General features: G+C 35.4%; 20 protein-coding genes. 11 read left to right on the top strand and 9 right to left on the bottom strand.

Annotated elements, in window-relative coordinates; all coding sequences use genetic code 11:
• Window positions 1-5: 5 nt before the first annotated feature.
• Window positions 6-833, bottom strand: coding sequence for a succinate dehydrogenase cytochrome b subunit (locus RMR09_RS01350; protein WP_310594040.1), 828 nt, complete (start codon window positions 831-833; stop codon window positions 6-8).
• Between the two features lie 352 nt (window positions 834-1,185).
• On the opposite strand from RMR09_RS01350, the gene RMR09_RS01345 reads away from it, so the two are divergent.
• The 3 genes from RMR09_RS01345 to RMR09_RS01335 all read left to right on the top strand — a co-directional run bounded on the left by RMR09_RS01345 (window position 1,186) and on the right by RMR09_RS01335 (window position 4,864).
• Entirely contained in the window at window positions 1,186-2,547 is a 1,362-nt protein-coding gene (locus RMR09_RS01345; RefSeq protein WP_310594059.1) for a hydroxymethylglutaryl-CoA synthase, read from the top strand.
• Between the two features lie 29 nt (window positions 2,548-2,576).
• Window positions 2,577-3,869: an aminopeptidase P family protein gene (locus RMR09_RS01340; RefSeq protein WP_310594039.1), complete on the top strand. Its 1,293-nt coding sequence runs from the start codon at window positions 2,577-2,579 to the stop codon at window positions 3,867-3,869.
• 209 nt (window positions 3,870-4,078) lie between these two features.
• Window positions 4,079-4,864, top strand: a complete 786-nt coding sequence (locus RMR09_RS01335) for an alpha/beta hydrolase (protein ID WP_310594038.1) — start codon at window positions 4,079-4,081, stop codon at window positions 4,862-4,864.
• Here RMR09_RS01335 and RMR09_RS01330 read toward each other — a convergent pair.
• From RMR09_RS01330 to RMR09_RS01310, 5 genes are all read right to left on the bottom strand, one after another.
• A complete protein-coding gene (locus RMR09_RS01330; RefSeq protein ID WP_310594037.1) occupies window positions 4,861-5,532 on the bottom strand; it encodes an ATP-binding cassette domain-containing protein in 672 nt (223 codons plus the stop codon). The two genes, RMR09_RS01335 and RMR09_RS01330, sit on opposite strands and share 4 nt — an antisense overlap.
• 302 nt (window positions 5,533-5,834) lie before the next feature.
• Window positions 5,835-8,597: a PD-(D/E)XK nuclease family protein gene (locus tag RMR09_RS01325; protein WP_310594036.1), complete on the bottom strand. Its 2,763-nt coding sequence runs from the start codon at window positions 8,595-8,597 to the stop codon at window positions 5,835-5,837.
• A gap of 63 nt (window positions 8,598-8,660) precedes the next feature.
• Window positions 8,661-10,073, bottom strand: a complete 1,413-nt coding sequence (locus tag RMR09_RS01320) for an OmpA family protein (RefSeq protein WP_310594035.1) — start codon at window positions 10,071-10,073, stop codon at window positions 8,661-8,663.
• Between the two features lie 202 nt (window positions 10,074-10,275).
• Complete coding sequence (locus RMR09_RS01315) at window positions 10,276-10,905, bottom strand: hypothetical protein (protein ID WP_310594034.1); 630 nt, start codon at window positions 10,903-10,905, stop codon at window positions 10,276-10,278.
• A 208-nt stretch (window positions 10,906-11,113) separates the two neighbouring features.
• The gene (locus RMR09_RS01310) at window positions 11,114-14,263 is read right to left on the bottom strand and encodes a UvrD-helicase domain-containing protein (RefSeq protein WP_310594058.1); all 3,150 of its coding nucleotides are present in this window, start codon (window positions 14,261-14,263) and stop codon (window positions 11,114-11,116) included.
• Window positions 14,264-14,444: 181 nt separating this feature from the next.
• Between RMR09_RS01310 and rbfA the strand changes: the two genes are divergently transcribed.
• Both rbfA and RMR09_RS01300 read left to right on the top strand, forming a co-directional pair.
• The gene (gene rbfA, locus RMR09_RS01305) at window positions 14,445-14,837 is read left to right on the top strand and encodes a 30S ribosome-binding factor RbfA (RefSeq protein WP_310594033.1); all 393 of its coding nucleotides are present in this window, start codon (window positions 14,445-14,447) and stop codon (window positions 14,835-14,837) included.
• 1 nt (window position 14,838) lies between these two features.
• The gene (locus RMR09_RS01300; RefSeq protein WP_310594032.1) at window positions 14,839-16,038 is read left to right on the top strand and encodes an FtsX-like permease family protein; all 1,200 of its coding nucleotides are present in this window, start codon (window positions 14,839-14,841) and stop codon (window positions 16,036-16,038) included.
• 2 nt (window positions 16,039-16,040) lie between these two features.
• Here RMR09_RS01300 and dusB read toward each other — a convergent pair whose 3' ends face one another.
• Window positions 16,041-17,033: a tRNA dihydrouridine synthase DusB gene (gene dusB, locus RMR09_RS01295; protein WP_310594031.1), complete on the bottom strand. Its 993-nt coding sequence runs from the start codon at window positions 17,031-17,033 to the stop codon at window positions 16,041-16,043.
• Window positions 17,034-17,258: 225 nt separating this feature from the next.
• Here dusB and RMR09_RS01290 point away from each other — a divergent pair, with 225 nt between their 5' ends.
• The 4 genes from RMR09_RS01290 to lepA all read left to right on the top strand — a co-directional run bounded on the left by RMR09_RS01290 (window position 17,259) and on the right by lepA (window position 21,472).
• A complete protein-coding gene (locus tag RMR09_RS01290; protein WP_310594030.1) occupies window positions 17,259-18,344 on the top strand; it encodes an AraC family transcriptional regulator in 1,086 nt (361 codons plus the stop codon).
• 118 nt (window positions 18,345-18,462) lie between these two features.
• Window positions 18,463-18,819: a hypothetical protein gene (locus RMR09_RS01285; protein WP_310594029.1), complete on the top strand. Its 357-nt coding sequence runs from the start codon at window positions 18,463-18,465 to the stop codon at window positions 18,817-18,819.
• A 46-nt stretch (window positions 18,820-18,865) separates the two neighbouring features.
• Window positions 18,866-19,531, top strand: a complete 666-nt coding sequence (locus RMR09_RS01280; protein WP_310594028.1) for a GIN domain-containing protein — start codon at window positions 18,866-18,868, stop codon at window positions 19,529-19,531.
• 144 nt (window positions 19,532-19,675) lie between these two features.
• Complete coding sequence (gene lepA, locus RMR09_RS01275) at window positions 19,676-21,472, top strand: translation elongation factor 4 (protein ID WP_310594027.1); 1,797 nt, start codon at window positions 19,676-19,678, stop codon at window positions 21,470-21,472.
• A gap of 64 nt (window positions 21,473-21,536) precedes the next feature.
• Here the strand turns inward: lepA and RMR09_RS01270 are convergent, their stop codons facing one another.
• The gene (locus tag RMR09_RS01270; RefSeq protein ID WP_310594026.1) at window positions 21,537-22,469 is read right to left on the bottom strand and encodes a 1-phosphofructokinase family hexose kinase; all 933 of its coding nucleotides are present in this window, start codon (window positions 22,467-22,469) and stop codon (window positions 21,537-21,539) included.
• 96 nt (window positions 22,470-22,565) lie between these two features.
• Here RMR09_RS01270 and thiL point away from each other — a divergent pair, with 96 nt between their 5' ends.
• Window positions 22,566-23,612: a thiamine-phosphate kinase gene (gene thiL / locus RMR09_RS01265; RefSeq protein ID WP_310594025.1), complete on the top strand. Its 1,047-nt coding sequence runs from the start codon at window positions 22,566-22,568 to the stop codon at window positions 23,610-23,612.
• A 111-nt stretch (window positions 23,613-23,723) separates the two neighbouring features.
• Here the strand turns inward: thiL and RMR09_RS01260 are convergent, their stop codons facing one another.
• Window positions 23,724-25,271 (bottom strand): glycine--tRNA ligase, encoded by a 1,548-nt coding sequence (locus RMR09_RS01260; RefSeq protein ID WP_310594024.1) that lies wholly within the window; start codon window positions 25,269-25,271, stop codon window positions 23,724-23,726.
• Window positions 25,272-25,562: 291 nt separating this feature from the next.
• Here RMR09_RS01260 and RMR09_RS01255 point away from each other — a divergent pair, with 291 nt between their 5' ends.
• On the top strand, window positions 25,563-26,246 hold the full coding sequence (locus RMR09_RS01255) for a ComF family protein (protein ID WP_310594023.1): 684 nt from the start codon (window positions 25,563-25,565) through the stop codon (window positions 26,244-26,246).
• The last annotated feature ends 36 nt before the right edge of the window (window positions 26,247-26,282 follow it).

Here is a 26,282-nt window from a genome sequence, read left to right as displayed (position 1 = left end):
GTTGATTATTTTAAGAAAAAGTGAATGTAAACTGGAATAATAGCAAACAATAACGGAACAATAATCGCAAATGCCGCTCCGAATTTTTTAATCGCTGGAGTGTATTTTGGATTATTCAATCCCAATGATTGGAATGCACTTTGAAATCCGTGAAGTAAGTGGAATGCCAAAGTAATCATTGCAATTACATATAAAATAGTGGCAATCAATCCTGTTTTTGGATCTTTAAAGAACGCTACAGTAATCTTGTGCAAATCTTTGTACCCTTCTTTGATTTTAACATTGGCAGCAGCATCGAAGAACTCGGTTCTGTTTTCAATTTTAATCATTTGTTGGTCTACTTGTGCTTTTGGAAGATACCCTCCATCAGTAGTCAAATAATACTCTTGTTGTTGACCTGCTTGACCAATACTAATAGTTTGCAATGGCATATTTTTGTCAAAATGCATTACAGCCCAAAAGTTCACCATGTGTGTTACAATAAAAACTAAAATGATAGTTCCTAAAACCGCCATGTTTCTTGAAGAAAATGAGCTTGAAGAACCATCAGTCTTTGCGTAACCAATTGGTCTAGCTTTTCTGTTTTGAACAGTTAATACAATTCCATCAATTGCGTGGAATAAAATAGAAATGTAAGTAATGTAAGATAGAATTTTTACGGCTGGGTTAGTCGTCATAAATAATGCATACTGATTGAAATGTAACGCATCACTAAAAATTAATTGAAGATTCCCTGCTAAATGCCCCGATAGGAACAAGCATAAAAATAAACCTGTAAAAGCCATCCAATATTTCTTTGCAAGAGACGACTTTAGAATTGCAGATTTTGCCATAATAATTTGAATAAATTTTTATTAAATAGTGAGACAAAAATAGGAGAAATAGAATTCAACTACAACCTTTTCGTTGTTATTTATAATGATTTTAAAGTGTTTTAGTGAAAACACTAATAAATTGCTAATTATCAAGCCTTGAAACCAAATATACTTAAACAATTCCCAAATTTATCGGAATCAAAAATCCATATTTATCAGCAGTGAAAATCGGATAAAATTATTAAATTGTTATTTTTTATTTGGATTCATTCTAAAATCCATAAAAATACTGTCGAGGCTTATTTTATCGTGTTAAAATAATTGCTATTCGAGAGGCTAATTTTAATTTTACTGATTCAAAATAAAAATGATGAAAACAGGAATTGACGCTATTGCTTTTGACGTTGCTCAACTACATTTACCTATAAAATCGTTGGCAAATGCCCGAAATATCGAACCCGAAAAACTAGAAAAAGGACTCGGATTGATTAAAATGACTTTGCCCGACGCGCATCAAGATACAGTTGTTTTTGGTGCCAATGCCTTAACCAAATTGGTTGTTGATTATCAAATCAACCTTAGCGAAATTTCAAGAATTTATGTCGGTACCGAAAGTGCTATTGACAGTTCAAAACCGATTAGTTCCTTTTTGATTGCTTTGATGGAACAAAAATTTGGAGAAGGCGTTTTATCCGAATGTGATGTAGTCGATTTTACTTTTGCGTGTATTGGCGGAGTCGATGCCTTGCAAAACTGCTTGGATTTTGTACGACTTAATCCAACTAAAAAAGCCATTGTTGTCACTACTGATTTTGCCAAATACGATTTGAATTCGACAGGCGAATATACCCAAGGAGCGGGAGCTTTAGCGATGTTAGTCACTGCCAATCCTAAAATAATTGCGTTTGAAAACGAATGGGCAACTAGTACTAAAGGTGTTTTTGACTTCTTCAAGCCATACCGAACGATTGCAAAAGAAGCCATCACAGGTAACAGTTCAAACGATTCTTGGTTTGACAATTTAGAGTCCGAAATTGAAATTCACAAAGACCAACCCGTTTTTGACGGTCAATATTCCAATCAATGTTATATGGATCGTACGCGCAATGCGTATTTTTCATTCAAAAAACTAAAAAATACTACTGAAACGCTATATTCAACTTGGGAAAGCATCATCATGCACTTGCCGTATTCGTTTCAAGGACGCCGCATGCTGTCTGAAATCTATGCGCTGGATGCAACTACTCCAATTCTTTCGGGTGACGAAGCTCCTGCCGACTACCAAAATCAATTAAAAGAAGTAAGCAAATCGGAAGAATACCGCCAGTTTGTAGCACAAAAATTACAGCCTGCAGAAATTGCTTCTTCATTGATTGGAAATTTATACACCGGTTCTATTTTTATGGGATTCCTTTCAACTTTATCGCATTTTGCCAACACGAATGCAAAAATTTCAGGCAAAAAATTTGGTTTCTTAGCCTATGGAAGTGGTTCGAAGTCGAAAGTTTTTGAAGGTACCATTCAAGCCGATTGGCAATTGGCTGTAGCCAAAGCCCAACTGTTTGAAACTTTGGAACAAAGCCATGAAATTGATTTTGCTACCTATGAAAAACTCCATAAAAAAGAACAAAAACAAAGTGTTCAAACACCTAAAAACGAATGGATTTTAGACCGCGTAGAAAATGAAAATCCAAATCTAATTGGTGCTAGATATTACAAATGGATTGATTAGATTTGTAGTCTAATAAATTTCAAAATAGTATGAAATACCATCCAATAGACCGTAATTTATTTATAAAAAACCGCGCTAAATTCACGGCTCAAATGAAGCCAAAAAGTGTAGCGGTTTTCAATTCGAACGACATTTATCCTATTAGTGCCGATAGCACCATGCCTTTTGCGCAACACCGTGATATCTTTTACCTAAGTGGCGTAGATCAGGAAGAAAGTATCTTGTTGCTTTTTCCAGATGCACCTTATGAACATCAAAGAGAAATCCTTTTCTTGAGAGAGACCAATGATCATATTGCCGTTTGGGAAGGTGAAAAACTAAACAAAGAACGCGCTTTTGAAGTTTCGGGAATCAAAACCGTGTATTGGTTAACCGAGTTTGAAAAAGTATTATTTGAATTAATGACACATTCGGAAACAATCTACATCAACACCAACGAGCATTATCGTGCTACGGTAGAAACCGAAACTCGTGAGGCTCGTTTTGTAAAATGGTGGAAAGAAAAGTATCCTGCACATGCTGTAGCCAAAAGCAATCCGATATTGCAACGCCTGCGCTCTGTAAAAGAAAATGTAGAATTAGAGTTAATCCAAAAAGCTTGCGATATTACCGAAAAAGGTTTTAGAAGAGTTTTGTCTTTTGTACAGCCTGATGTAACCGAATATGAAATTGAAGCGGAATTTGCGCACGAATTCCTTCGCAATCGTTCGAAAGGCTTTGCTTATACACCAATCATTGCTTCAGGAAATAATGCTAATGTGTTGCACTATATTGAAAACAACCAAGTGTGTAAAGCCGGCGATTTAATCTTACTAGACGTTGCCGCAGAATACGCTAATTATTCAAGTGATATGACACGTACCATTCCGGTTTCGGGTCGTTTTACAGAAAGACAAAAAGCAGTGTACAATGCTGTTTTACGTGTCAAAAATGAAGCTACTCAAATGCTAACTCCCGGCACTTTATGGAAACAATACCATATTGAAGTAGGAAAAGTAATGACATCTGAATTATTAGGTTTGGGATTGATTGACAAAGCCGATGTTCAAAACGAAAATCCTGATTGGCCTGCTTATAAAAAATATTTTATGCACGGTACTTCGCATCACATGGGGTTAGATACACACGACTACGGAATCTTAACCGAACCAATGCAAGCCAATATGGTGTTTACGGTTGAGCCAGGGATTTACATTCCAGCAGAAGGTTTTGGGATTCGTTTAGAAGACAATGTGGTAGTACAAGAAAAAGGGGCGCCTTTCAACTTGATGCGCAACATTCCAATTGAAGTGGAGGAAATAGAAAATTTAATGAATAGTTAAAAGTTGTCTGTTGACAGTTTTCGGTTAAGACGGTTTACGAAAGTGAGCCGTTTTTTTTATCTTTATTTGTCAAGCTGAACTTGTTTCAGCTTCTCTACTTAAACGGAGATTCTGAAACAAGTTCAGAATGACAAGATTAATTCACAATTCTTTGTGAACACTATGGAAAAATTTTGCGCCTTTTGTGTTTATAATTTACCTTTGCTCGCATGACTAAAACACTTCATTTCAAAAACACCACCATTAGCTACACCGAACAAGGCAAAGGAACGGCAATAGTTTTATTGCATGGTTTTTTGGAAAACAAAAAGATGTGGAATGCTTTTATTCCGGAATGGAGCAAAAAATTCAGAATCATTACCATTGATTTATTAGGACATGGTGAAACAGAATGCATGGGCTACGTACATTCTATGGAAAATAATGCCGATGCAGTTCATGGAGTGTTATCTGAATTGCGCATCCGAAAAGCCATTTTTGTGGGTCACTCAATGGGCGGTTATGTGGCTTTGGCTTTTGCCGAATTGTATCCAGATGTGGTAAAAGGTCTAGTGTTATTAAATTCGACTTCAAGAGCTGATAGTGCCGAACGCAAAACCAATCGGGATCGCGCCATCAAAGCCGTAAAACAATCGTTTCAAAATTTCATTTCGTTATCCATTTCTAATTTATTTAGCGAAGAAAACAGAGAACGTCTTGCTGAAGCGATTAATGAGGTAAAAAAAGAAGCCCTAAAAACGCCGCTTCAAGGAATTGTAGCTTCGTTAGAAGGAATGAAAATTCGCATGGACAGAGAAGTGCTATTGCATTTGACCCCTTATCCTAAAGTATTGATTTTAGGAAAAAAAGATCCTGTTTTAAACTACGAAGAAACTAAAGAACAAATAGAAGGCACCCAAGTTCAATTGTTGAGTTTCCCAGACGGACACATGTCGCACATTGAAAATCAACAAGCACTTCAAACAGAATTATTGCATTTTTTTAAGTCGGTTTAAAGCATCTCGGAATTCAAATACCCTTTCTCAACTAACTCTATTTTATCTTTTAAATAATGTAATTTTCCTTCTTTCATCAAGGTCAATTGTGTCGCTACTGAAATTACATTTTGATAATTATGGTCGGTAATAATAATTCCTTTTCGAGCCGAATTGTCAAGAATTAATTGGTTGATTTTTTCTCCCATAAGTGGAGACAATCCATTATAAGGCTCATCTAATAAGACAAATTTTGAGGGATTTCTAAGCACTAATTTGATTTCCAAATAACGTAATTCGCCTCCCGAAAGATGTCTAGTTTTTTTATCCCGAATGTTATGAATCATTTCATCTGCATAGAAATCCAGCAACTCTTCTTTTGGAATGGAGAGCTGAATGGCTTTTTTTACCGAAAGTGATTTTGGGATACAACTATCTTGATGCAAATAACTAATGTCTCGAAATAAAGCTTCTGCTTTTAATTGCACCTTCCCATCGATGCGAACAAATTTAAAATCAGCAGAGACTACCCCGAAAATAATTTTTAAAAGCGTCGATTTTCCACAACCATTTCTTCCTAAAATCCCTATAATATCTCCCGTTTCACATTTCAAATACACATCTGAAACAATGGATTGGTGACCAAAATTTTTCTGAATACTGTCTATTTCTAAAAGATGTTTTTTCAAAATAAACGCAGTATAAAGTTCAAAATAAAAATGCCGATTATTAAAGTAAGGAAACTAAAAACCCAAGAATACATCCAAAGTTGCTTTTTGGAAACCCCATTGTTGAAGTAAAATAAATATTCGTTTTCATTTCGAACCCCTTTCAATACCAGACATAAGATAAGCCCAAAACTCAAAAATGAATAATTGAAGGCAATTAGCCCTCCAAAAAAGCCAATAAAAAGACTCGCACCCAAATTAATTGGAACTGTACTTTTAAAAAACTCAAAAGCATTTGCGATTTTTCTTAACCTTTCATTCATTTATATTTTCTCTTTAAACGGAATCGTTGCATCTAAAATTTCTGTAAGCAAAACTACAATTTGTTCCAAATAATCATTCATAATTGCATCATCGACACGAGTTTGATCCTCTTTTCCTGATTTAAAATTAAAAGGTAAAAAACCCGCTTTTAAGTTCTTGAAGGAGATAATTCCGGCCTCAATGGGTAAGCCTTTCGCCTCTTTTTCAAACATAAAAGCATACGCTAAAACTTGAATGATTTTCTCGTTTTTAATATCAAGAGTTAAATCATCCCAGGTGCGCAATGTCACTGTCCCTTTTTCTACTTTCCCTGTTTTATAGTCAATAATTCGGATGACTCCATCGCGATTTTCGATTCGGTCCACATTTCCTTTAATTAAAACTGGAAAAGGTAATTTAGGGTGTTCTAAAAGTCTTTCATAGGTTTGTTCCAAAGCAATAATTTGGATTTGTTCCCCCTTTTTAACGCTTTCTAATTCGACTTTTAAGAAATTGGATACGTTGCGTTTTGCTACCTCAAAAGCCAACAAATTGCGCCCTTTTTTTATTTCGCCTTCTTTGTACACCAATTTGAATTGTTTCAATACTTCGGCATCAATTTGCTTGAAACAATTTTGCAAATCAAATTCAGAAATTAACCGCCCGATAAATGGTTCGTATAGCGTTTTTAAAGTTTCATGTATAATCGTCCCTAAAGTATTTACCGCAATCGTTTCTTCAACTTCCTCCACTTCTCGAATGCGAAGGATTCGTTGAAAATAAAAATCAATCGGATTTCTGATGTATTTGGTCAATGCCGAAGGAGAAAAACCTTGTGCTGCAATTTCTTTCAATCGCAGCATCACCGCTTCTGATTTTGGTACTTCCATTGGAACGTAGGCTGTTTCAGGCAAAAGGGCATTGTACATTTCTTTCGTCAAATGATGATTGGTTTGCTTTTCAACTTCCAATTGGGTGATGAATCGGCTTCTTTCACCAGCATCAAGCCCTTCACTTTCGGTATTGTATAGCAAATAAATGTTAGTGGCACGTTGCAATAAATGGTAAAAATGATAGGTATAAATCGCGTCTTTTTCTTTGAACGTTGGCAAACCTAATTCACGTTTTACATCATACGGAATAAACGAATTGGAAGATTTACCTGCAGGGAAATTCCCCTCGTTCATAGAGGTAACGATGACAGTGTCAAAATCCAAAACCCGACTTTCTAAAACTCCCATAATTTGTAAACCATTCAACGGTTCACCTTCAAAAGAGACCTCAGCCACATCGATAACTTGTTTGTAAATAGCATACAAAGTTTCAATCTTGTCAATATGGTGGTGTTTGGAATAATACGTTATCAGTTTATTAATCACTTTGAAAATAGCAAAAACAAAGGCTTTGGTGATTTTTTCCTCTTCATTGTCGTTGCTCAAATTACTTTTTATGGTTTGCAACAAACTGATAATAGTTTCTAAAACAGGGACAGCACCCGTTTCCCATTTTTGAAACAACAATAAGAATAGCTCACTCGGATTTGGATTCAGATCCAATAGTTTTTGGTGCGTGATAAAGGTATAATTGTTATCATTGATAAGAGCGACTAATTCCCGTGTTTGGGCATAAGATTCTACAAGTGGATGAGTCAATACATCAAGCACCTCTTTATAATACAATACATACCCTTTGTTGTTTCTGGATAACGAATTGGTATGCATTTTGAATAATTTGGCTACCAAAATCTGAGCGGGATTATTCTTTGCCGAATACCCCATGGTTATATTCAAAGCGCCAACCGAAGCCGGTAACGAATACAACAACGGAACTAATAGACTTTCTTCGCCTAAAACGACAGCCACTTTATCTAAGGATTTTTCAGGATGATTTTCAATGGTTTGTTCCAAAATACTTCCTGCAATTTTGGCTTGACCAATAGACTTTGGTGTACCAATAACTTGAATATTTTTGGTAGCTGAAAAATCATTTACAATCCATTCAAATGGATGTGACTTGTAGTGTTTCCAATTCTCCTTGAATCGACGTAAAAACAGCCCTGCATCATGATACGGATCGTTTAGAAAGGTTTGGTCAGCGTCCCAATAAATTTTGGCTTGACCCACAGCTAAAAGCTCTTGAACAATTTTCTCTTCGGCAGCATTTAAAGCATTAAATCCGGCAAAAATGAATTGTTTGTTCTGAACAGAGTTTAAAAAATGAATTAGGTTTTTAACCGCTTCTCTATAAATCAATCCTTGGTAACCGATTCCTTTAGCTAGTAAATGATCGTATAATGATTGGTAATAATTGGGCAATAACTTCCAAAAATCAATATAATTTTCGAGCAACTGAGTTTTGTCTTCGACTTCTATTCCCCATTTTTTAATATCTTCAATATCTTTCAAGTAGGATAATACATGAGAGGGGTCTAATAAATAGCGATCAATTTCGTTAAAATCTTGCAAAAGGGTTTTAGCCCAATTAGCAAAAAGCTCAAAAGATTGTTGTTGGGCAGAAGGAGTAATCGACAAATACACCTCGTAAAACTCAAATAATAATTCAATAGAATCGATGGAACGAATCCCTGCAATAGTTTGTACAAAATCTTCAATACTAGTTATCTCTGGCGAAAGAACAGTTTGGCTTACCTGATTTTTGATAGCTTCAATCAAAAAAACCTTGGCTCTTTTATTGGGCAAAATCACAACTGTATCTGATAATTTATCAGAATAATTCTCAATTAGTACTGCTGCAATTTTATCTAAAAATGAAGTATTTGTCATTCTATAAAAATAAAAAAACGCCCTGATAAATCAGGGCGTTTTCTAAAAAATATTTAAAGTATATTATTTTTGTAATACTACTTCAGTTCTTCTATTTTTAGCTTTTCCAGCAGCAGTTTTGTTTGAAGCAACTGGTTTGCTTTCTCCATAACCAACAGCAGTTAAGTTAGCTGCTTTCATTCCTCTTTCGATTAATGCATTTCTAACTACGTCAGCTCTTTCTTGAGATAATTTTTGGTTAAATGCATCTGAACCATCACTATCTGTATGTCCTTCAATACTAAATTTAGCATTTGGATATTGTTTAAGTAAACTTGAGATTGATTCGATTTTTACTGGAACATCTTCTGATTTAAAAGTAGCTTTACCTGAATTAAAGTAGATTGATTTAGCCTCAACTTTAACACTTTCTAAAACTGCCGCAGTAACTTCAGGACATCCTTTATTGCTAGCAAGACCAGCAACTTCTGGACATTCGTCATCTTTATCAGCAACTCCATCTTTATCAGTATCTGCCCATGGACAACCTGCATTTTCTTTAGGACCTGCAACTGAAGGACATTTGTCATCTTTATCAGCAACTCCGTCTTTGTCAGCATCTGGACAACCTTTTAAAGCAGCTAAACCAGCAACTTCTGGACAAGCATCTTTTGCATCAGTAACTCCATCCCCATCAGCATCTGGACATCCGTTTAAAGCAGCTAAACCAGCAACTTCTGGACAAGCATCACTTCCATCGATAATTCCGTCTCCATCAGTGTCAGGACATCCGTTGAATTGTTTTAAACCTGCAACTTGTGGACAAGCATCTTCTCTATCGTAGATTCCGTCATTATCTGTGTCTTTACCTCCAAATTTGAAAACAAGACCGGCAGTATGTTGAAATAAAGAAGGTTGATTTACAGCAGTACCAATTGTTCTGTCTCCAAAAGATTTTTTGTATTTAGTAGCCAATTCTAAACCTATATTCTCAGAGAACCATAAAGTTAAACCAGCTCCCGGATTAATAGTTCCAAAACTAGTATCTCCAAGAAAAGTATAACCTCCACCTAAAGAAAGAGAAGGATCAACTACTTTAGATTTGATTAATGATTGAAAACTGTATTTTACAGTAGCATCAATTCCGTAATACATTAAATCTCCAGGGTTAGAAACTACATATCCTTTTGACGGACTATTAGTTACAAACTTGCTCATTTTATTAATTGACCCAGAAACTCCAAAAGAGAAGTTATCACCTACATATTTAGACACACCAATATAAGATATAGAAGGAAGAATATTCCAATTATCTTTTACCGATAATGGTTGAGAAAAATGGTTGTTAAACCAATCTTTTCCTCCACCAGCACTAGTTCTAGTGTCAAGAGCATTAACTCCGAAAGAAAGTGCCCAAGGATTGTTACTGTCTTGTGCGTGTGAGCTTAAACCCATTACCACCATCGCAGCAACAAAAATTTTGTTAAGATGTTTCATACTTGATTTTTTTAAATTACTTTTTAGTTATTTACACAAAAGTAGTACCTAAATGTCTAATAACAAAATAATTAATTAGAAAAAAAAATTAAAGATTTGAAAATCAGACACTTATTTGTGAGTAAAATTAATACTACACTTTGTAAAAATAAAAAACACCCTAAAAGGGTGTTTTTTATTAAACTATTTTAATAATCTAACTTTATTCGCCAAATTTAATTACTAACCCTACTGAATGTTGCAACATAGAAGGCGCATTAAAATGACTATTAAACTCTCTGCTTTCAAAAGATTTTTTATATTTTGAAGAAAGTTCTAAACCTATATTTTCAGAAACCCATACCACAACTCCAGCACCTGGACTAACTGTTTGGTATGTATTATCTCCCAATACTGAATACCCAAGGCCTAATGAGATAGATGGGTCTATTACTTTAGATTTAATTAAAGTTTGAAAGCTATACTTTACGTTTGCATCAATTCCATAAAAAGTAACATCCCCTGGATTTGAAACTACGTAATTTGAATTTACAAGGCTAACATATTTACTCACTTTGTTAAAAGAAGCAGACAATCCAATAGAAAAATTATCGCCAACATATTTAGACACTCCAATATAAGAAATTGTTGGTACAATGTTCCAATTCTTTTTTACAGATAAAGCATCCGAAAAATGAGAATCTAAAAAGCTACTTCCTCCTCCTGCACTTGTTCTTGTATCCAAAGCATTCATTCCAAAAGAAACTGCCCATGGATTTTTACTATCTTGTGCTTGAGCATTTAATCCGATAATTAATACAACAGCGATAAGAATTTTGTTAAGTTGTTTCATAGTTATTTTTTAATTAATGATTTTAACAAATAATTTTATATTTCTTAACAAAAATAGAATCAAATTTCAGAAATACAAAACAAATGACAACAAATCTTCTATTTAAACCTCTTAAAATACATTTTTCACATCTAAAATCAATAGTCCTAGCACTAGTAACAAGGCATTAGAGAAAATTTGAATTCTTTAGTTTTTTATAAGAAAAACATTAAAATTGAACCACGACTACTTCTTTTCCAATATAAATCAATGCTTTTTCAACCACTTTATATCCCATATCTTCAATTGCATATTGATAATTAGTCAATTGCAACTCATATTTTGGATTCGGAGCGCCTGTTTTATAATCCAATAAAAACAATGTATTATCTGGAGTAATTACCATACGATCCGGTTTAATAGTTCTTGCTTCTTTTTGAATAATCGTTTGCTCATTCATCACTCGATTCCCTTCAGCAAAATGATTTTTCAAGGCGGTATGTTCCACAATTTCGACTATTGTTTGATGCACCAGCTGTTTTTGAGCTAAGGTTATCAATCCATTTTCAAGGGCTTTAGTAATAGCCAAATCCACATCGTTTTTGGTTTTTACAAATGATAAAATTTCGTGTATCAAATTGCCATACTCAATAGCCTCTTGTTGATGTGTCCCCCACATTAGAGATTCTCGCTGAGCGATTTTAATATTCTTTGCATCTAAAATTGCATTGACAACAGGAATAGTTTTAGACTCGTCTTTATGTTTTTCAGTTGAAGATAATTTAGCTGCATTACCCAATTCATATTCGAGTTTATCGTTATCATATAAATCTTGCGCTATCAAATAATTAATAAAAAAAGCACACATATTGTTCTTAGGCAGCTCGCCTTTATTGGATAGGTTTTTGCTTGAAATAATATACAATTGCTCTTCTGCTCGGGTTAAGGCAACATACAATACATTAATATTATCTAATAATTCTTCCTGTTTTTTAATGGTGTATAATTCCAAAGCATCTTCTCCAAATCCCTCAACTGCACTACTGTTGTCAATTAGTACTTTAGGCAATCCAACGGTTTCTTCTTCGGCATTCAACCATAATTTATCTTTGGGTTTTCGGCTGTAATCTTCTTCAGCAAAAGGCATTATTACCACTGGAAATTCCAATCCTTTCGACTTGTGGATGGTCATTATTCGAACGGCATTAGTACCTTCAGGTGACGGAATACTAAACTTTTCACCGCTTTTGTCCCAAAAATCCAAGAAATCAGCGACTCCTGCTTGATTGCGAATATCCCTCTCTAATACAATGTCTAGAAAATATTGTACGTAACTAGAGGCACGAAGTTCCGGATTCAAGAACTTACTCACCATAATCTCCACCGCTTCATACAAGGATTTTTTTCGGAGATTTTGAAACGATAAGTCTAAATTAAATTGCAACAACCAGTTTTCAAATTCGGTTTCTTGAACCAATTCTTTGCCTTTGGCAATAAAATCATGCACGGGTAATTCATCTTGAGCATGCAGTGCTAAATACTGCAAAAAATGGGCTTTAGCATCAATGTCTGAGCTATTTTTCAAATATCTTAGCAAATGAATAATAAAACGGACTTCGGTCGCATTTTGAATCATCAAAGTTTCGGATGACAATAACGGAACGCCTTGCTCTGTTAAATAATTTGCTACAGCAATTCCTTGACCGCGCTTGCGAGTCAGAATAACGATGTCTTTGTATTCAAAGCCTTTTTCAACTACCTTATTAATGGTTTCCAAAGTGGCTTCGACGTACATTTGGGTTTTGTCCAATGCTTCTTCTTCCGTTTCCGCTGTATCTGGCAGAAACGAAATATTGACATAGCCTCCTGTTTTGGAATTTACTTTTTGGTGGCTGTGATTTTCATATAAATCTTTGTAATCAGGATGCTGAAATTCATTAGCTATTAATTTAAAAAAGCTATTGTTGAATTCAATTATTTGCGAATACGAACGGTAATTGTATTCTAATTGTGTTAGTTTTTTATCGGGATTATTGAATGGATTTTGGTCTTTACTCAACTCGATGAACTGCTCTGCTTTTCCGCCACGCCAACGGTAAATGGATTGCTTCGGGTCGCCCACAATCATCAAAGTCCCTTTATCTCCGTATTCGTCCTGACCGGAAAGTGCATTATCAATAAGCGGAATCAAATTTTGCCACTGCATTTCAGAAGTGTCCTGAAACTCGTCTATAAAAAAATGGCGGTAGCGTTCCCCCAAACGCTCATAAATAAAAGGAGCCGGTTGGTTTTGAATTTCTCGATGAATTAACGCATTGAATTCGGTTATAGAAAGAATATTTTGTTCTTGTTGGATCTTAGCCAATTCATTACTAACGGTATTCAACAATGACAAAGGCGTTATGTTTTTTAAGAAGGCTTTGTAAAAATGAATCTTTTCAAATAAGGCATACACTTTGGATAGAATAGCTAATAAATCAGGAATAATAGCTTCAATCAAATCACGGTCTTGCGCTGTTTTGTTGATAGCAATATCATCCGCTTCGTGAAACATTTTGTTTTTAGGATTGAATTTTCCTTCTTGAATACTCGCAATATGATTCGGAAAAGTACCTCTTGGAAACGATTTTACGTCAATGCCATTTTGTTCAATTAACGACGCCGCTTCGTTTCCTAAAACGGTGGTTTCTTTTTCTAAATCCTCACAAACAACAGCGAGTTTTTTCTTAATTTCGAGAAATTCGGTAATGGATTTATCTTGAAAATGAGTGATTTCATTTCGGTTGTTTTCATTCAAAACTAATTTTCCCGTTTCTAGAATTTCACGAGAAATGTCCCAAGATTTATCATCGTCGGTTTTTTCCATGGTGAAATCGACTAATAAATTCGTCAAAATTTCGTCTTCGCCAGCCTGAGCAATAATAGCATCTACGGCTTCAATCAATAAATTTTCGGTATCTAAAGTGACCTCAAACGTCATGGGTAAATTCAAATCGTGTGCAAAGGCACGAATTACTTTATGAGTGAATTTATCAATAGTCGAAATATCAAAAGCCGCATAATTATGAATCAGGTGCTTGATGATTTGTTGTGCTTTGGTTTTGATTTGGATAATAGACAGCGAAGTATCCACAGACAAATCCTGCATCAAATCCTGAGATTTTGGCGAAGGAGTATCAGAAGCAAAATCGGACAAACTTCCTACAATACGGCTTTTCATTTCGTGTACCGCTTTGTTGGTAAACGTAATGGCTAGGATATTGCGATACGCATCATTTTTGTGCGAAGTCAAGATAATTTTTAAATATTCTTTGACCAAGGCGTAGGTTTTTCCAGAACCGGCTGAGGCGTCATAAATCGAAAAGGAGTGTCTTTGCATCATTTGGGTTTATAATTGTATTCGGGAACTGAAAACGAAACTCCTAGCCCTGATTTAAGCGACATCCTTTGCTGCCGGGGTTCGGCAGGAAAGATATAGCGTAAAGCAGGAATAGCTTCTCAAAATTTTGGTTCGATTTAAAATTTGTTCGAATAAAGTTTAAAAGTAGTATTTTTGCATCATGGAAACAAATAGACAGAAAAAAATAGGTGGCGTTATCCAAAAAGATTTGGTAGATATCCTGCAAGGTGAAGTGAGAAAAAATGGAATAACCAATTTGATTATTTCCGTATCCAAGGTGGCGGTGACTTCGGATTTATCTGTTGCCACGGTATATTTAAGCATTTTCCCGCAGGAGAAAGCCCAAGAAACTTTAGTGGCTATCAAAACCAATACTACATTAATTAAGCACGATTTGTCGCAACGCGTACGTTTGCAATTGCGTAAAGTACCTAATTTGGTTTTCTTTATTGACGATTCTTTGGACTATATCGAAAAGATTGACAAGGCATTAGCTAACAGAGATAACCCAATTGAAAACAGAGATCTTTTAGAAAAACGCAGACAGTTTTAAATTGAACTTCCCTCTTTATATAGCCAAACGATACAGCATCAGTACTAGCAAAAACAATGCTATTAACATCATTAATCGTATTGCTAGTATGGGGATTATCATTGGCGCGTTAGCCCTGTTTGTAGTGCTGTCGGTATTTAGCGGACTGAAAGAATTTAGTCTTTCGTTTACCAATGCGATTGATCCCGACTTTAAACTCAACTCTACTTTAGGAAAATCCATTTTGATTACGCCCGAACAAGAACGTCAAATCAAACAAATTGACGGACTCGTTTCGTATTCCAAAATTATTGAGGAAAGAGTACTTTTTACCTTTGACGGCAAACAAGAAGTAACTTATTTAAAAGGTATTGACAGTTTATTTACCAAAGTCAACCCGATTGAAAAAAATCTTTTTAACGGTCAGTGGCTCGCGCAAAATACGAATCAAGTAGTAGTGGGTTACGGAATTGCGCAGAAATTCTCCATGGGATTATTGGACTTCAATAGACCATTACAGGTTTTTGTGCCAAAACCTGGGAAAGGTGCCATCGAAAATCCGGAACAAGCTTTCAATCAATCCGATTTATTACCGATTGGGATTTATACCATCAACGAAGATTTGGATTCCAAATATGTTTTTGCTGATTTGGGTCTTGCCCAAGAATTGTTGGAATACCAACCCAATCAAGTATCGGGATTAGAAATCAAAATACAGAAGGGAGCCAACGAAAAAGCAATCATCGAGCAATTACAAACCATTTTCAATAATTCCATTACGGTAAAAAACAGAGCGCAACTGAACGAATCGCTTTATAAAATGTTGAATACCGAAAATATTGCAGTGTATTTGATTTTTACTTTGGTAATTGTGGTGGCGCTTTTCAACTTGATTGGCGCACTAATCATGATGATTTTAGACAAAAAAGGAAACCTAAAAACCTTATTCAACTTGGGAGTAGAAATTAAGGATTTACGCAAAATATTCTTGCTTCAAGGCACTTTGTTGAGTGTTTTTGGCGGCTGCATCGGACTCGTTTTAGGTATTGGAATTGTAATCCTTCAGCAACAATTTCAGTTAATTATGATTACGCCTACTTTAGCCTATCCGGTAGTTTTTACAGTAGAAAATGTTTTGATTGTTTTAGGAACAATTGTATCGCTAGGATTTATCGCTTCGTTAATTGCAAGTAGCCGCGTGAGTAAAAAGTTGTTGGGTTAAAATTACACAAACTCATAACCTGCATACACCTCTTCGATTTCTTTCATCACGCTAAACAAACCTTCCACCTCATCTGTAGTTACTAATTTTTGTTTGTAATCTTTGAACGAATGAATGCCTTTGAAATAATTGGTATAATGACGACGCATTTCTACAATTCCCAAACGTTCGCCTTTCCATTCCATAGACCAAATTAAGTGATTTCGAGCCGCTTCTACTCGGTCAATAACGGTAGGTGTTGGCAAATGTTCGCCTGTTTTAAAGTAATGTTTGATTTCGTTAAAAATCCAAGGATAACCAATAGCGGCACGACCAATCATGATACCGTCAATACCGTATTCGTTTTTATAATGCAAGGCCTTTTCTGGCGAATCAATGTCTCCATTTCCGAAAATAGGCATGGTGATTCTAGGATTGTTTTTGACACGGGCAATGTGGGTCCAGTCAGAATGGCCTTTATACATTTGAGCTCGTGTTCGTGCATGAATCGACAACGCTTGTACGCCAATATCTTGCAAACGCTCCGCCACCTCATCAATATTGATTGAACTGTCGTCCCAACCCAAACGGGTTTTTACGGTTACAGGTAAATCGGTACTATCAATTACGGCTTTGGTCAAACGCACCATCAAATCCACGTCTTTTAACACACCAGCTCCGGCTCCTTTGCTCACTACTTTTTTGACGGGACAACCAAAGTTGATGTCAATCAAATCGGGATGTACTGTCGAAACAATTTTAGACGACAACGCCATGGCTTCTTCATCGCCTCCAAAAATTTGAATTCCAACAGGACGCTCGTAATCAAAAATATCGAGTTTTTGACGACTCTTAATTGCATCACGAATCAACCCTTCCGAAGAAATAAATTCCGAATACATCATATCGGCTCCGTGTGTTTTACACAACCTACGAAACGGCGGATCGCTCACGTCTTCCATGGGCGCAAGTAGTAAAGGAAAATCAGGTAATTCTATGTTGCCAATCTTAATCAAAGTGCTATTTTTTGGCAAAGATAGTTAAGAATTTTCAGTTATGAAATTTAAACTCAAGCCTATCAATCATTTGAAATTAATAATTATTTTTACAGAAAATTCTACATGCTTTTCCATTTTGGTTTTTATAGTTCCCTACTACTCATTTCTTTTTCTCAAGGAATACTTTACAGCTTTTTACTTTTAATAAAAGCTATTCGAACTGAGAACAAATCCAATTATTGGTTGAGTTTATTTATTTTCTTATGCAGCTTGTATATTGCACCTTGGATGCTAGGTTTTGCAGGTTGGTACGACAATCAACCTTATCGAGATATTTTATTCTATTTACCACTGCAACACCTCTTATTTATAGGTCCAATTATATTTTTCTATACGCAAAGTTTATTGAATCCGTCTTTTAAATTCACTAAAAAAGAAGCTTTACATCTAATTCCTGGACTACTCTATTTACTATATATCACTACAATGGGAGTTTATGATAAACTCATTTTACACGATTACTATTTTTATACCAATGGCATGGATAAAGACTTTGACAATTGGTACCAAAAAACAGGATTAGTATCTATGATTATTTATTTTATTTTATCGATAAAATATTATAACTCCTATAAGAAGTTAATGTACCAAGTGGTCAGTTATGCCGACAGCATTTTATTCAAGTGGATTAAAACCTACTTGTTTGCTTTTCTAATCATGTTGTCATTACCGATTCTTTTTGATAGCATTAGTTATTTTTTTCCCGAACTGAACAGTTATAAAGGAAGTTGGTGGTTTTTTCTGTTTTTTTCGGGAGTGATGTATTATATCGCAATTGTTGGTTATTCCAACCCAGCAAATGCAAGTATTCCATTTAAAATGGAATTCAACAAAAACCCGATTTTATTATTAAATGACGTCGAAAACAATAACACTGAAGAAGCTGTAATTGATATTGATCATGAAATTTTTGAAGAAAATATTTCACCTGAAATTCAAAAATTGAAAATTAAAATTGAAACTTTAATTCAATCAGAAGAATTATATAAAAATCCTGAATTAAATATTGCCGAAGTAGCCAAAAAACTCGATACTAATGTTGCTCTAATTTCTAAAACCATCAATAGAGGGTTTCAAATAAATTTTAACGATTGCATCAACAACTACCGCATTGAGGCTGTTAAAACTATGTTTGCCAATAACGAACATGAAAAATCAACCCTTCTGGGTATAGCTTTTGATTGTGGCTTCAATTCGAAGGCAACTTTCAACCGAGCTTTCAAAAAAAATACTGGAAAAACCCCTAAAGAATTTATTGACACGCTGTAATCTCAATATTAACAATGCTTTGCAAATTTATTTAATTAGTCTCAAATCATAATTTGAAGCGTTTGATTAAGATTGATTACGCAATTTTGCTTAGTTATTAATCATTAAAATTTAAATTATGAAAACAGTTATTGCATTATTTGGCACTTTATTACTCACTACTTCTTGTGGTGTTTTCAGTTCTCTAAATTCCAACACGTCGATTAAACCCAAAGAAAGTTTTGTTTTGGGAAACAATAAACATGGTAGTTTTAAAACCTATTTAAAAAATGAAGGTGTTACGATATTAAAAGTATACCAAGCACCAATTGATGGAGGAACATATTCTCCTTTTTTACTTAAACCACAAGAAACAGCAACCGTTAAAACTGAAAAAAATACTGCTTTGATTATTGAAAATACGGGAGATGAATATGCTTCGGTAACTCTAAAAGTAAAAGGCGATTTAAATTTAGGTATGGGTTATAATAATTAAAATATTTCATGCATCAATCAATATCAATCATTAAAAATAAATTAGTATGACAAAATTAATCATAACCTTAATAATGGCTTTAATGTCAACTTTTGCCAACGCACAACTCAAAGGTTCTGGAAAAACCAGTACCAAAACCTATGATTACAAAAATTTTGACAAAGTCTATTTTGAAGATGTAGTCGGAAACATTGAAGTGGAAATTGGAAAAACGTGGAGTGTTACAATTACGATTGATGACAATTTAGAAAGTCTATTACAATTCACAGAAAACCCATCCGAACATGAATTAAAGATTCAATTTAAAGACAATCGTAAGAATCGAATGTATATTGAAAACACTAACACTACTATTAAAATTACCATGCCCGAAGCAAGCGTAATTAAAAATACTGGAAATAGCGATGTTATCATAAACAATATTATTGGACGATATTTCAGATTGGAAAATACCGGAAATGGCAACGTTATATTAAGTGGAAGTACAGATCAACTTGATATTAAAAAAACTGGAAATGGCGATGTCATTTCAGAAAAACTCTTAGTAAAAAAAGCTAAGGTAAAAAGTACGGGGAATGGAAATGTTGTTGTAAATGTATCCAAAGAGTTAACTGGTAAACTATCTGGAAATGGAGATATAATCAATAAAGGTTCGGCAAAATTTGATTCCAATTCTAGAAAATCAGGTAATGGGAAATTGATAGAACAGTAATTTATTACCCCATTTTGTCTAATTCTATATTTTGATTAACCACATTAATAACAAGAAAACTATCAAAGTTTTACTCTATATTTGCAGACTAGTAGCGATCCCTAATTGCTATTGAAATTCTGAACTTGATATTGAAATTGAATAATGAAACATATACGTAATTTTTGCATTATTGCACACATTGACCACGGAAAAAGTACACTGGCTGACCGATTGCTTGGGGCAACTCAAACCGTAACCGCGCGCGAAGAAAAAGCCCAACTGCTTGACAATATGGACTTGGAGCGTGAACGTGGAATTACGATTAAAAGTCACGCTATTCAGATGGAATACACCTACAAGGGTGAAGAGTACATCTTGAACTTGATTGACACTCCGGGACACGTGGATTTTAGTTACGAGGTTTCTCGTTCTATTGCAGCTTGCGAAGGCGCTTTGCTGATTGTGGATGCCGCACAAAGCATTCAAGCTCAGACGATTTCTAATTTATATTTGGCTTTGGAAAACGACTTGGAAATTATTCCTGTTTTAAACAAAGTAGATTTACCAAGTGCTAACCCTGAAGAGGTGAGCGACGATATTATTGATTTATTAGGCTGCAAACTGGAGGATATTATTCATGCTTCGGGAAAAACAGGTTTTGGGGTCGAAAATATTTTGGCTGCTATTATCGAAAAAATTCCTGCGCCAAAAGGGAACAAAGACGAGCCGTTACAGGCCTTGATTTTTGACTCGGTTTACAATCCTTTTAGAGGGATTGAAGTTATTTTTCGTGTGATTAATGGCGAAATCAAAAAAGGGCAAAAAATCAAATTCATGGCTACAGGCAGTGAATATTTTGCTGATGAGATTGGAACTTTGAAATTAAATCAGGTGCCAAAACAAGTGATTTCAGCAGGAGATGTGGGGTATTTGATCTCAGGAATTAAAGAAGCCAAAGAAGTAAAAGTGGGTGATACTTTGACTGATGCCAAAGAGCCTACTCAAAATATGATTACAGGATTTGAGGATGTAAAACCAATGGTTTTTGCTGGAATTTATCCTGTTGACACGGAAGATTACGAAGATTTGCGTTCTTCAATGGAAAAACTACAATTGAACGATGCTTCCTTGGTTTTTCAAGCCGAGAGTTCAGCGGCTTTAGGATTTGGTTTCCGTTGTGGATTCTTAGGAATGTTACACATGGAGATTATCCAAGAGCGTTTAGAACGTGAGTTTGACATGACGGTTATTACCACAGTCCCTAACGTTTCGTATTTGGCTTACACCAAAAAAGAGCCTGAAACACCGCTAATTGTGAACAATCCTTCTGACTTGCCTGAGCCGTCTAAATTAGACCGAGTAGAAGAACCCTATATCAAAGCAACCATCATTACTAAAGCCGATTTCGTTGGAAACGTAATGAGTTTATGTATTGAAAAACGCGGATTGATTACCAATCAAACGTATTTGACTACCGAACGAGTGGAGTTGAATTTTGACATGCCATTAGCCGAAATCGTATTTGATTTTTATGACCGTTTAAAAACCGTTTCTAAAGGATATGCGTCGTTTGACTATTCGCCTATTGGAATGCGAACTTCTAAATTAGTAAAATTAGACGTGCTTTTGAATGCGCAAACCGTAGATGCCCTGTCGGCATTAATTCACGAAGATAATGCGTACAATATTGGTAAAAAAATGACCGAAAAATTACGCGAATTGATTCCGAGACAGCAGTTTGACATTCCGATTCAAGCAGCAATCGGAGCAAAAATTATTGCTCGTGAAACCATAAAAGCCTTACGTAAAGATGTTACGGCCAAATGTTACGGAGGGGATATTTCTCGTAAACGTAAATTATTGGAAAAACAGAAAAAAGGAAAGAAGCGTATGCGTCAAGTAGGAAACGTAGAAATTCCGCAAGAAGCCTTTATGGCGGTATTGAAATTGAATGACTAGAAATTATTAGGTACGATATACGAAGTACGAAGTTAAAACCCAACAACAAAAGTTGTTGGGTTTTTTATTTATCCCGCAACCATTCAAACAAGCGTTTTGCATCCTGTATTTGAAATAATTTTGTCCCTTCATTCATCGTTGCCGCCGAGCCACAAGCTACTCCCCAACGGATGACTTCCTTCAGGGTTTTATTTTGCGAAAGCGCCCAAAGCATTCCGCCCACCATACTATCACCAGCACCCACTGTACTTCGTTTTACTACGTTCGGAGCAGGAACAAAATCATAGCTGTCTTTGGTGACTAAAACCGCTCCTTGTGGTCCTAAAGAAACCGCAACCAATTCAGCACCGCCTTTAGTAATAATTTGTTGGGCAGCTTGATGGACTTCTTCCATTTCGAGACGTTCTACCCCAATTAATTTGGCTAACTCGCCCACATTAGGTTTAATAAGGTACACGCCTTCATCTAGTACATTTTTCAGTGCATCACCATAAGCATCTACTATTAATTTGATATTGGATTGCTTAGCAATTTGAGCAATTTGTTGGTAAAAATCAGCGGGTAACCCTTCGTTCAAACTCCCGCTTACTACTAAATAGTCGCAATTCAATTGACGAACCACCTCAAGAATACTTTCTTTTTCGGCCGAACTAATGGCAGCTCCTTTGAACCCAAATCGGTATTGCAAATTGGTATTATCATCAACGGCAACGAAGCTTTCACGGGTCCAGTTCTGAATTGGAATGGTTTGACAAACTATATTTTCATTCGCCATCAACGTGTTAATCATTTCGCCTGTGGCTCCTCCCGAAGTAAAAATAGCTTTCGATTTTCCTTCCAAACGCGCAATAGCTTTAGAGACATTAATTCCGCCACCACCAGCATCAAATTGTGGGTTTTCACAACGTATTTTTTGTTCAGGGACTAAACCTCTGAAATGCGCACTTTTGTCTAAAGCAGGATTCACTGTAAGCGTAACAATATTGAATTTTTCCATTTTGAGCGAATTTTATACCTATAAAGATGCGAAAAAATCGGCAAATATCCGCACAAAAACTTTGTATCTTTGCCCTCTAAACTTTGTTACTCAACTATGATTGAAGATAAAAACCCACAACGAACTAGTATTTCGCAATTAGGCGAATTCGGATTGATTGATCACTTGACCAAAAACTTTGCTATCACACAACCTTCTACCTTAAAAGGAATAGGAGACGATGCGGCAGTATTGGATTTTAAAGACAAAAAAGTAGTGGTTTCAACCGATATGCTAGTGGAAGGTGTTCATTTTGATTTGGCCTATATGCCTTTGAAACATTTGGGCTACAAAGCAGTGGTTACTAATGTATCTGACATCTGTGCCATGAATGCCAAAGCCACACAAATTACGGTTTCAATCGCTGTTTCCAATCGTTTTCCACTCGAAGCCTTAGAAGAATTATTCGAAGGAATTACCTTGGCTGCCAATGAATACAAAGTAGATGTTATTGGCGGAGACACCACTTCATCTCAAAAAGGATTAATCATTTCGATTACTGCCATTGGCGAAGCTGACGAAGCCGAATTGACGTATAGAAACGGAGCTAAATCTACTGATTTGTTAGTGGTAACAGGCGATATTGGCGCTGCTTATATGGGATTACAAGTCTTAGAAAGAGAAAAACAAGTGTTTTTGGTCAACCCCAATTCGCAACCTGATTTGGATGCTTACACTTATTTAATTGAACGCCAATTAAAGCCAGAAGCCCGAAAAGACGTTCGTACTTTATTGCACGCTTTAGAAATCAAACCTACCTCTATGATTGATATTTCGGATGGATTGTCATCTGAAATTATTCATTTGTGCAAACAATCCAAAGTAGGATGTAATTTATACGAAGACAAATTGCCTTTAGATCCTCAATTCATCAATGTTTGCGAAGAATTTGACATCGATAGCACTACAGTTGCTATTAATGGTGGCGAAGATTATGAATTGCTTTTCACGATTGCAATGGAAGATTTTGACAAAATAAAAGTCAATCCCAACTTCTCTATCATTGGTCACATGACCCAAGAAAGCGAAGGCATTCATTTGGTTACCCGAGCCAACACCAAAATTCCATTGAAAGCCAGAGGCTGGAATGCAATTGCAGAATAATCACATTTACGATATACAATATTTGATATACGATTTATTCAATAAATCAAAAAGTCCCAAACTCAATTGTATTTGGGACTTTTTTTATTGTGTATTTCGTCTATTCGAAACTTAGTCGTTCATTTTCATCAACCAATTTTTCATAGACACCTCGTTTTCAATAATTGATTTCAAATCAGTAATTTTAACTCGGTCTTGTTTCATACTATCTCTGTGACGAATAGTAACCGTTTGGTCTTCTATAGTTTGATGATCTACCGTAATACAGAAAGGAGTTCCTAGCGCATCTTGTCTTCTATAACGTCTTCCCACTGCATCTTTTTCATCATAAGTCACATTGAAATCCCATTTCAAATCGGCTATAATTTGGTGCGCAATTTCTGGCAAACCGTCTTTTTTAACCAATGGTAAAATAGCTGCTTTCGTTGGCGCTAATACCGCTGGCAAACTCAACACTGTTCGTGTAGAACCATCTTCTAATGTTTCTTCTTTTAATGAAGTAGCAAAAACGGCCAAAAACATTCTGTCCAATCCTACTGAAGTTTCTACTACGTATGGTACATAATTTTGGTTCAGTTCGGCATCAAAATACTGTAATTTTCTACCCGAATATTGTTCGTGTGCTTTCAAATCAAAATCAGTACGAGAGTGAATTCCTTCCAATTCTTTGAATCCAAAAGGGAAGTCAAATTCGATATCGGCAGCTGCATTAGCGTAATGTGCTAATTTTTCGTGATCGTGAAAACGGTATCTTTCTTTTCCTAACCCTAAAGACAAATGCCATTTCAAACGAGTCGCTTTCCAATGTTCGTACCATTGCATTTCTTCGCCTGGACGTACAAAAAATTGCATTTCCATTTGTTCGAATTCACGCATACGGAAGATAAATTGTCTTGCTACAATCTCGTTTCTAAAAGCTTTTCCTGTTTGGGCAATTCCAAAAGGCACTTTCATTCGTCCTGATTTTTGAACGTTTAAGAAATTAACAAAAATTCCTTGAGCTGTTTCTGGACGCAAATACAAGTCCATAGCCGAATCAGCAGAAGCACCTAATTTAGTTCCAAACATCAAATTGAATTGACGAACCTCAGTCCAATTTCTTGAACCTGATTCTGGACACGCAATTTCTAACTCTTCGATTAAGGCTTTAACATCCTCTAAATCTTCATTGCCTAAAGAACGGGCCATTCTTTCTAGAATTTCTCTTTCCTTAGCTTTGTATTCCATCACACGAGCGTTGGTGGTTACAAACTCTTGTTCGTTAAACGCCTCTCCATAACGCGCGCGCGCTTTCTCGATTTCTTTGATTGCTTTTTGATTTAGCTTTTCGGCATAATCTTCAATCAAAACATCGGCTCTATATCTTCTTTTCGAATCTTTGTTATCAATCAATGGATCATTAAATGCATCGACGTGACCTGATGCTTTCCAAGTAGTTGGGTGCATCAAAATTGCCGCGTCCAAACCAACGATATTCTCGTTCATTTGCACCATTGATTTCCACCAATATTCGCGAATATTTTTCTTTAATTCAACTCCGTTTTGTGCATAATCGTAAACCGCACTCAATCCATCGTATATTTCGCTTGACGGGAAAATAAATCCGTACTCTTTTGCATGCGAAACGACATTCTTAAATAAATCTTCTTGTTTTGCCATAGTAGTGCAAAAATATAAAAAGTGTCCTTAAAAAAAAGGTTCTCAAGAGAATTTTATATGCACTAAAAGCTACTACTGTTTTTGCGACAGAATAAAAGATTAATTTTATTCTATTATGACAATATAAAACAGAAATATTATTTCGCTTAAACCATTAAGAAATTAAGATACATTAAGAATTTTTCTTTATTTTCTTAATTCCTTAATGGTTAAATGTTTGGCAATCTGTATTTATAAAGTTTTGCTGAAAGTTCTATTTTTTTTATTTTTATGTTTCCTAACCCAAATCGTATGTTCCAAAGTCTCCTCCATTTATTTTTCCCGCCTGTTTGCGCGGGTTGCAAAACCGTTTTAATGGGTAATGAAAATGTGATTTGCACCGCATGCCGACACGAGATTCCGCTTACACAACACCATTTGAATCCAGAAAACGAAGCTTTTAAGAAATTTTATGGTCGAATCCCTGTCGAACAGGTTTCGGCTTTACTCTATTTTCATAAAAAAGGAATTGTACAAGAATTGATTCATAGTTTAAAATACCGAGGACAAGAAAGAATTGGCACTGTTCTAGGCAAATGGTATGCCGAAGAATTGAAAAACAACCCCATCCTTAAAACCGTTGACACCATTATTCCTGTGCCTTTGCATCCAAAAAAATTACGCGAAAGAGGCTACAATCAAGTAACTGAATTTGGAAATGCATTAGCTGAAACTTTACAAATTCCGTTCATTACTACCATTTTGTTTCGCCAAGTGTATTCCAAAACGCAATCTCAAAAAAATCGTTTAGGTAGAAGCGAAGGAATTGATTCCGTTTTTGATGTTTCTTTCTCTGAAAGTGACCATAATCAACATTTTCTTTTGATTGATGACGTTATAACTACTGGGGCTACATTAGAAGTTTGCGCCAAAGCTTTATTAAAAATTCCTGGTGCCAAAATCAGTATTGTTTGTATGGCAATGGCAGAATCTTAAAAAATAAATTTATATTTGATTTATTAAACCCAAATT

The organism is Flavobacterium sp., assembly GCF_031537875.1.
Classification (GTDB): domain Bacteria; phylum Bacteroidota; class Bacteroidia; order Flavobacteriales; family Flavobacteriaceae; genus Flavobacterium.
This window is presented reverse-complemented; position numbering and strand designations above follow the sequence as displayed.

Coding starts and splice junctions, on each gene's coding strand:
- RMR09_RS01340 (WP_310594039.1), top strand. CDS start 2,577: ATGAAATACCATCCAATAGACCGTAATTTATTTATAAAAAACCGCGCT.
- RMR09_RS01345 (WP_310594059.1), top strand. CDS start 1,186: ATGAAAACAGGAATTGACGCTATTGCTTTTGACGTTGCTCAACTACAT.
- RMR09_RS01260 (WP_310594024.1), bottom strand. CDS start 25,271: ATGGCAAAACAAGAAGATTTATTTAAGAATGTCGTTTCGCATGCAAAA.
- RMR09_RS01270 (WP_310594026.1), bottom strand. CDS start 22,469: ATGGAAAAATTCAATATTGTTACGCTTACAGTGAATCCTGCTTTAGAC.
- RMR09_RS01320 (WP_310594035.1), bottom strand. CDS start 10,073: ATGAAACATCTTAACAAAATTTTTGTTGCTGCGATGGTGGTAATGGGT.
- RMR09_RS01315 (WP_310594034.1), bottom strand. CDS start 10,905: ATGAAACAACTTAACAAAATTCTTATCGCTGTTGTATTAATTATCGGA.
- lepA (WP_310594027.1), top strand. CDS start 19,676: ATGAAACATATACGTAATTTTTGCATTATTGCACACATTGACCACGGA.
- RMR09_RS01255 (WP_310594023.1), top strand. CDS start 25,563: ATGTTCCAAAGTCTCCTCCATTTATTTTTCCCGCCTGTTTGCGCGGGT.
- rbfA (WP_310594033.1), top strand. CDS start 14,445: ATGGAAACAAATAGACAGAAAAAAATAGGTGGCGTTATCCAAAAAGAT.
- RMR09_RS01350 (WP_310594040.1), bottom strand. CDS start 833: ATGGCAAAATCTGCAATTCTAAAGTCGTCTCTTGCAAAGAAATATTGG.
- thiL (WP_310594025.1), top strand. CDS start 22,566: ATGATTGAAGATAAAAACCCACAACGAACTAGTATTTCGCAATTAGGC.
- RMR09_RS01325 (WP_310594036.1), bottom strand. CDS start 8,597: ATGACAAATACTTCATTTTTAGATAAAATTGCAGCAGTACTAATTGAG.
- RMR09_RS01310 (WP_310594058.1), bottom strand. CDS start 14,263: ATGCAAAGACACTCCTTTTCGATTTATGACGCCTCAGCCGGTTCTGGA.
- RMR09_RS01335 (WP_310594038.1), top strand. CDS start 4,079: ATGACTAAAACACTTCATTTCAAAAACACCACCATTAGCTACACCGAA.
- RMR09_RS01285 (WP_310594029.1), top strand. CDS start 18,463: ATGAAAACAGTTATTGCATTATTTGGCACTTTATTACTCACTACTTCT.
- RMR09_RS01280 (WP_310594028.1), top strand. CDS start 18,866: ATGACAAAATTAATCATAACCTTAATAATGGCTTTAATGTCAACTTTT.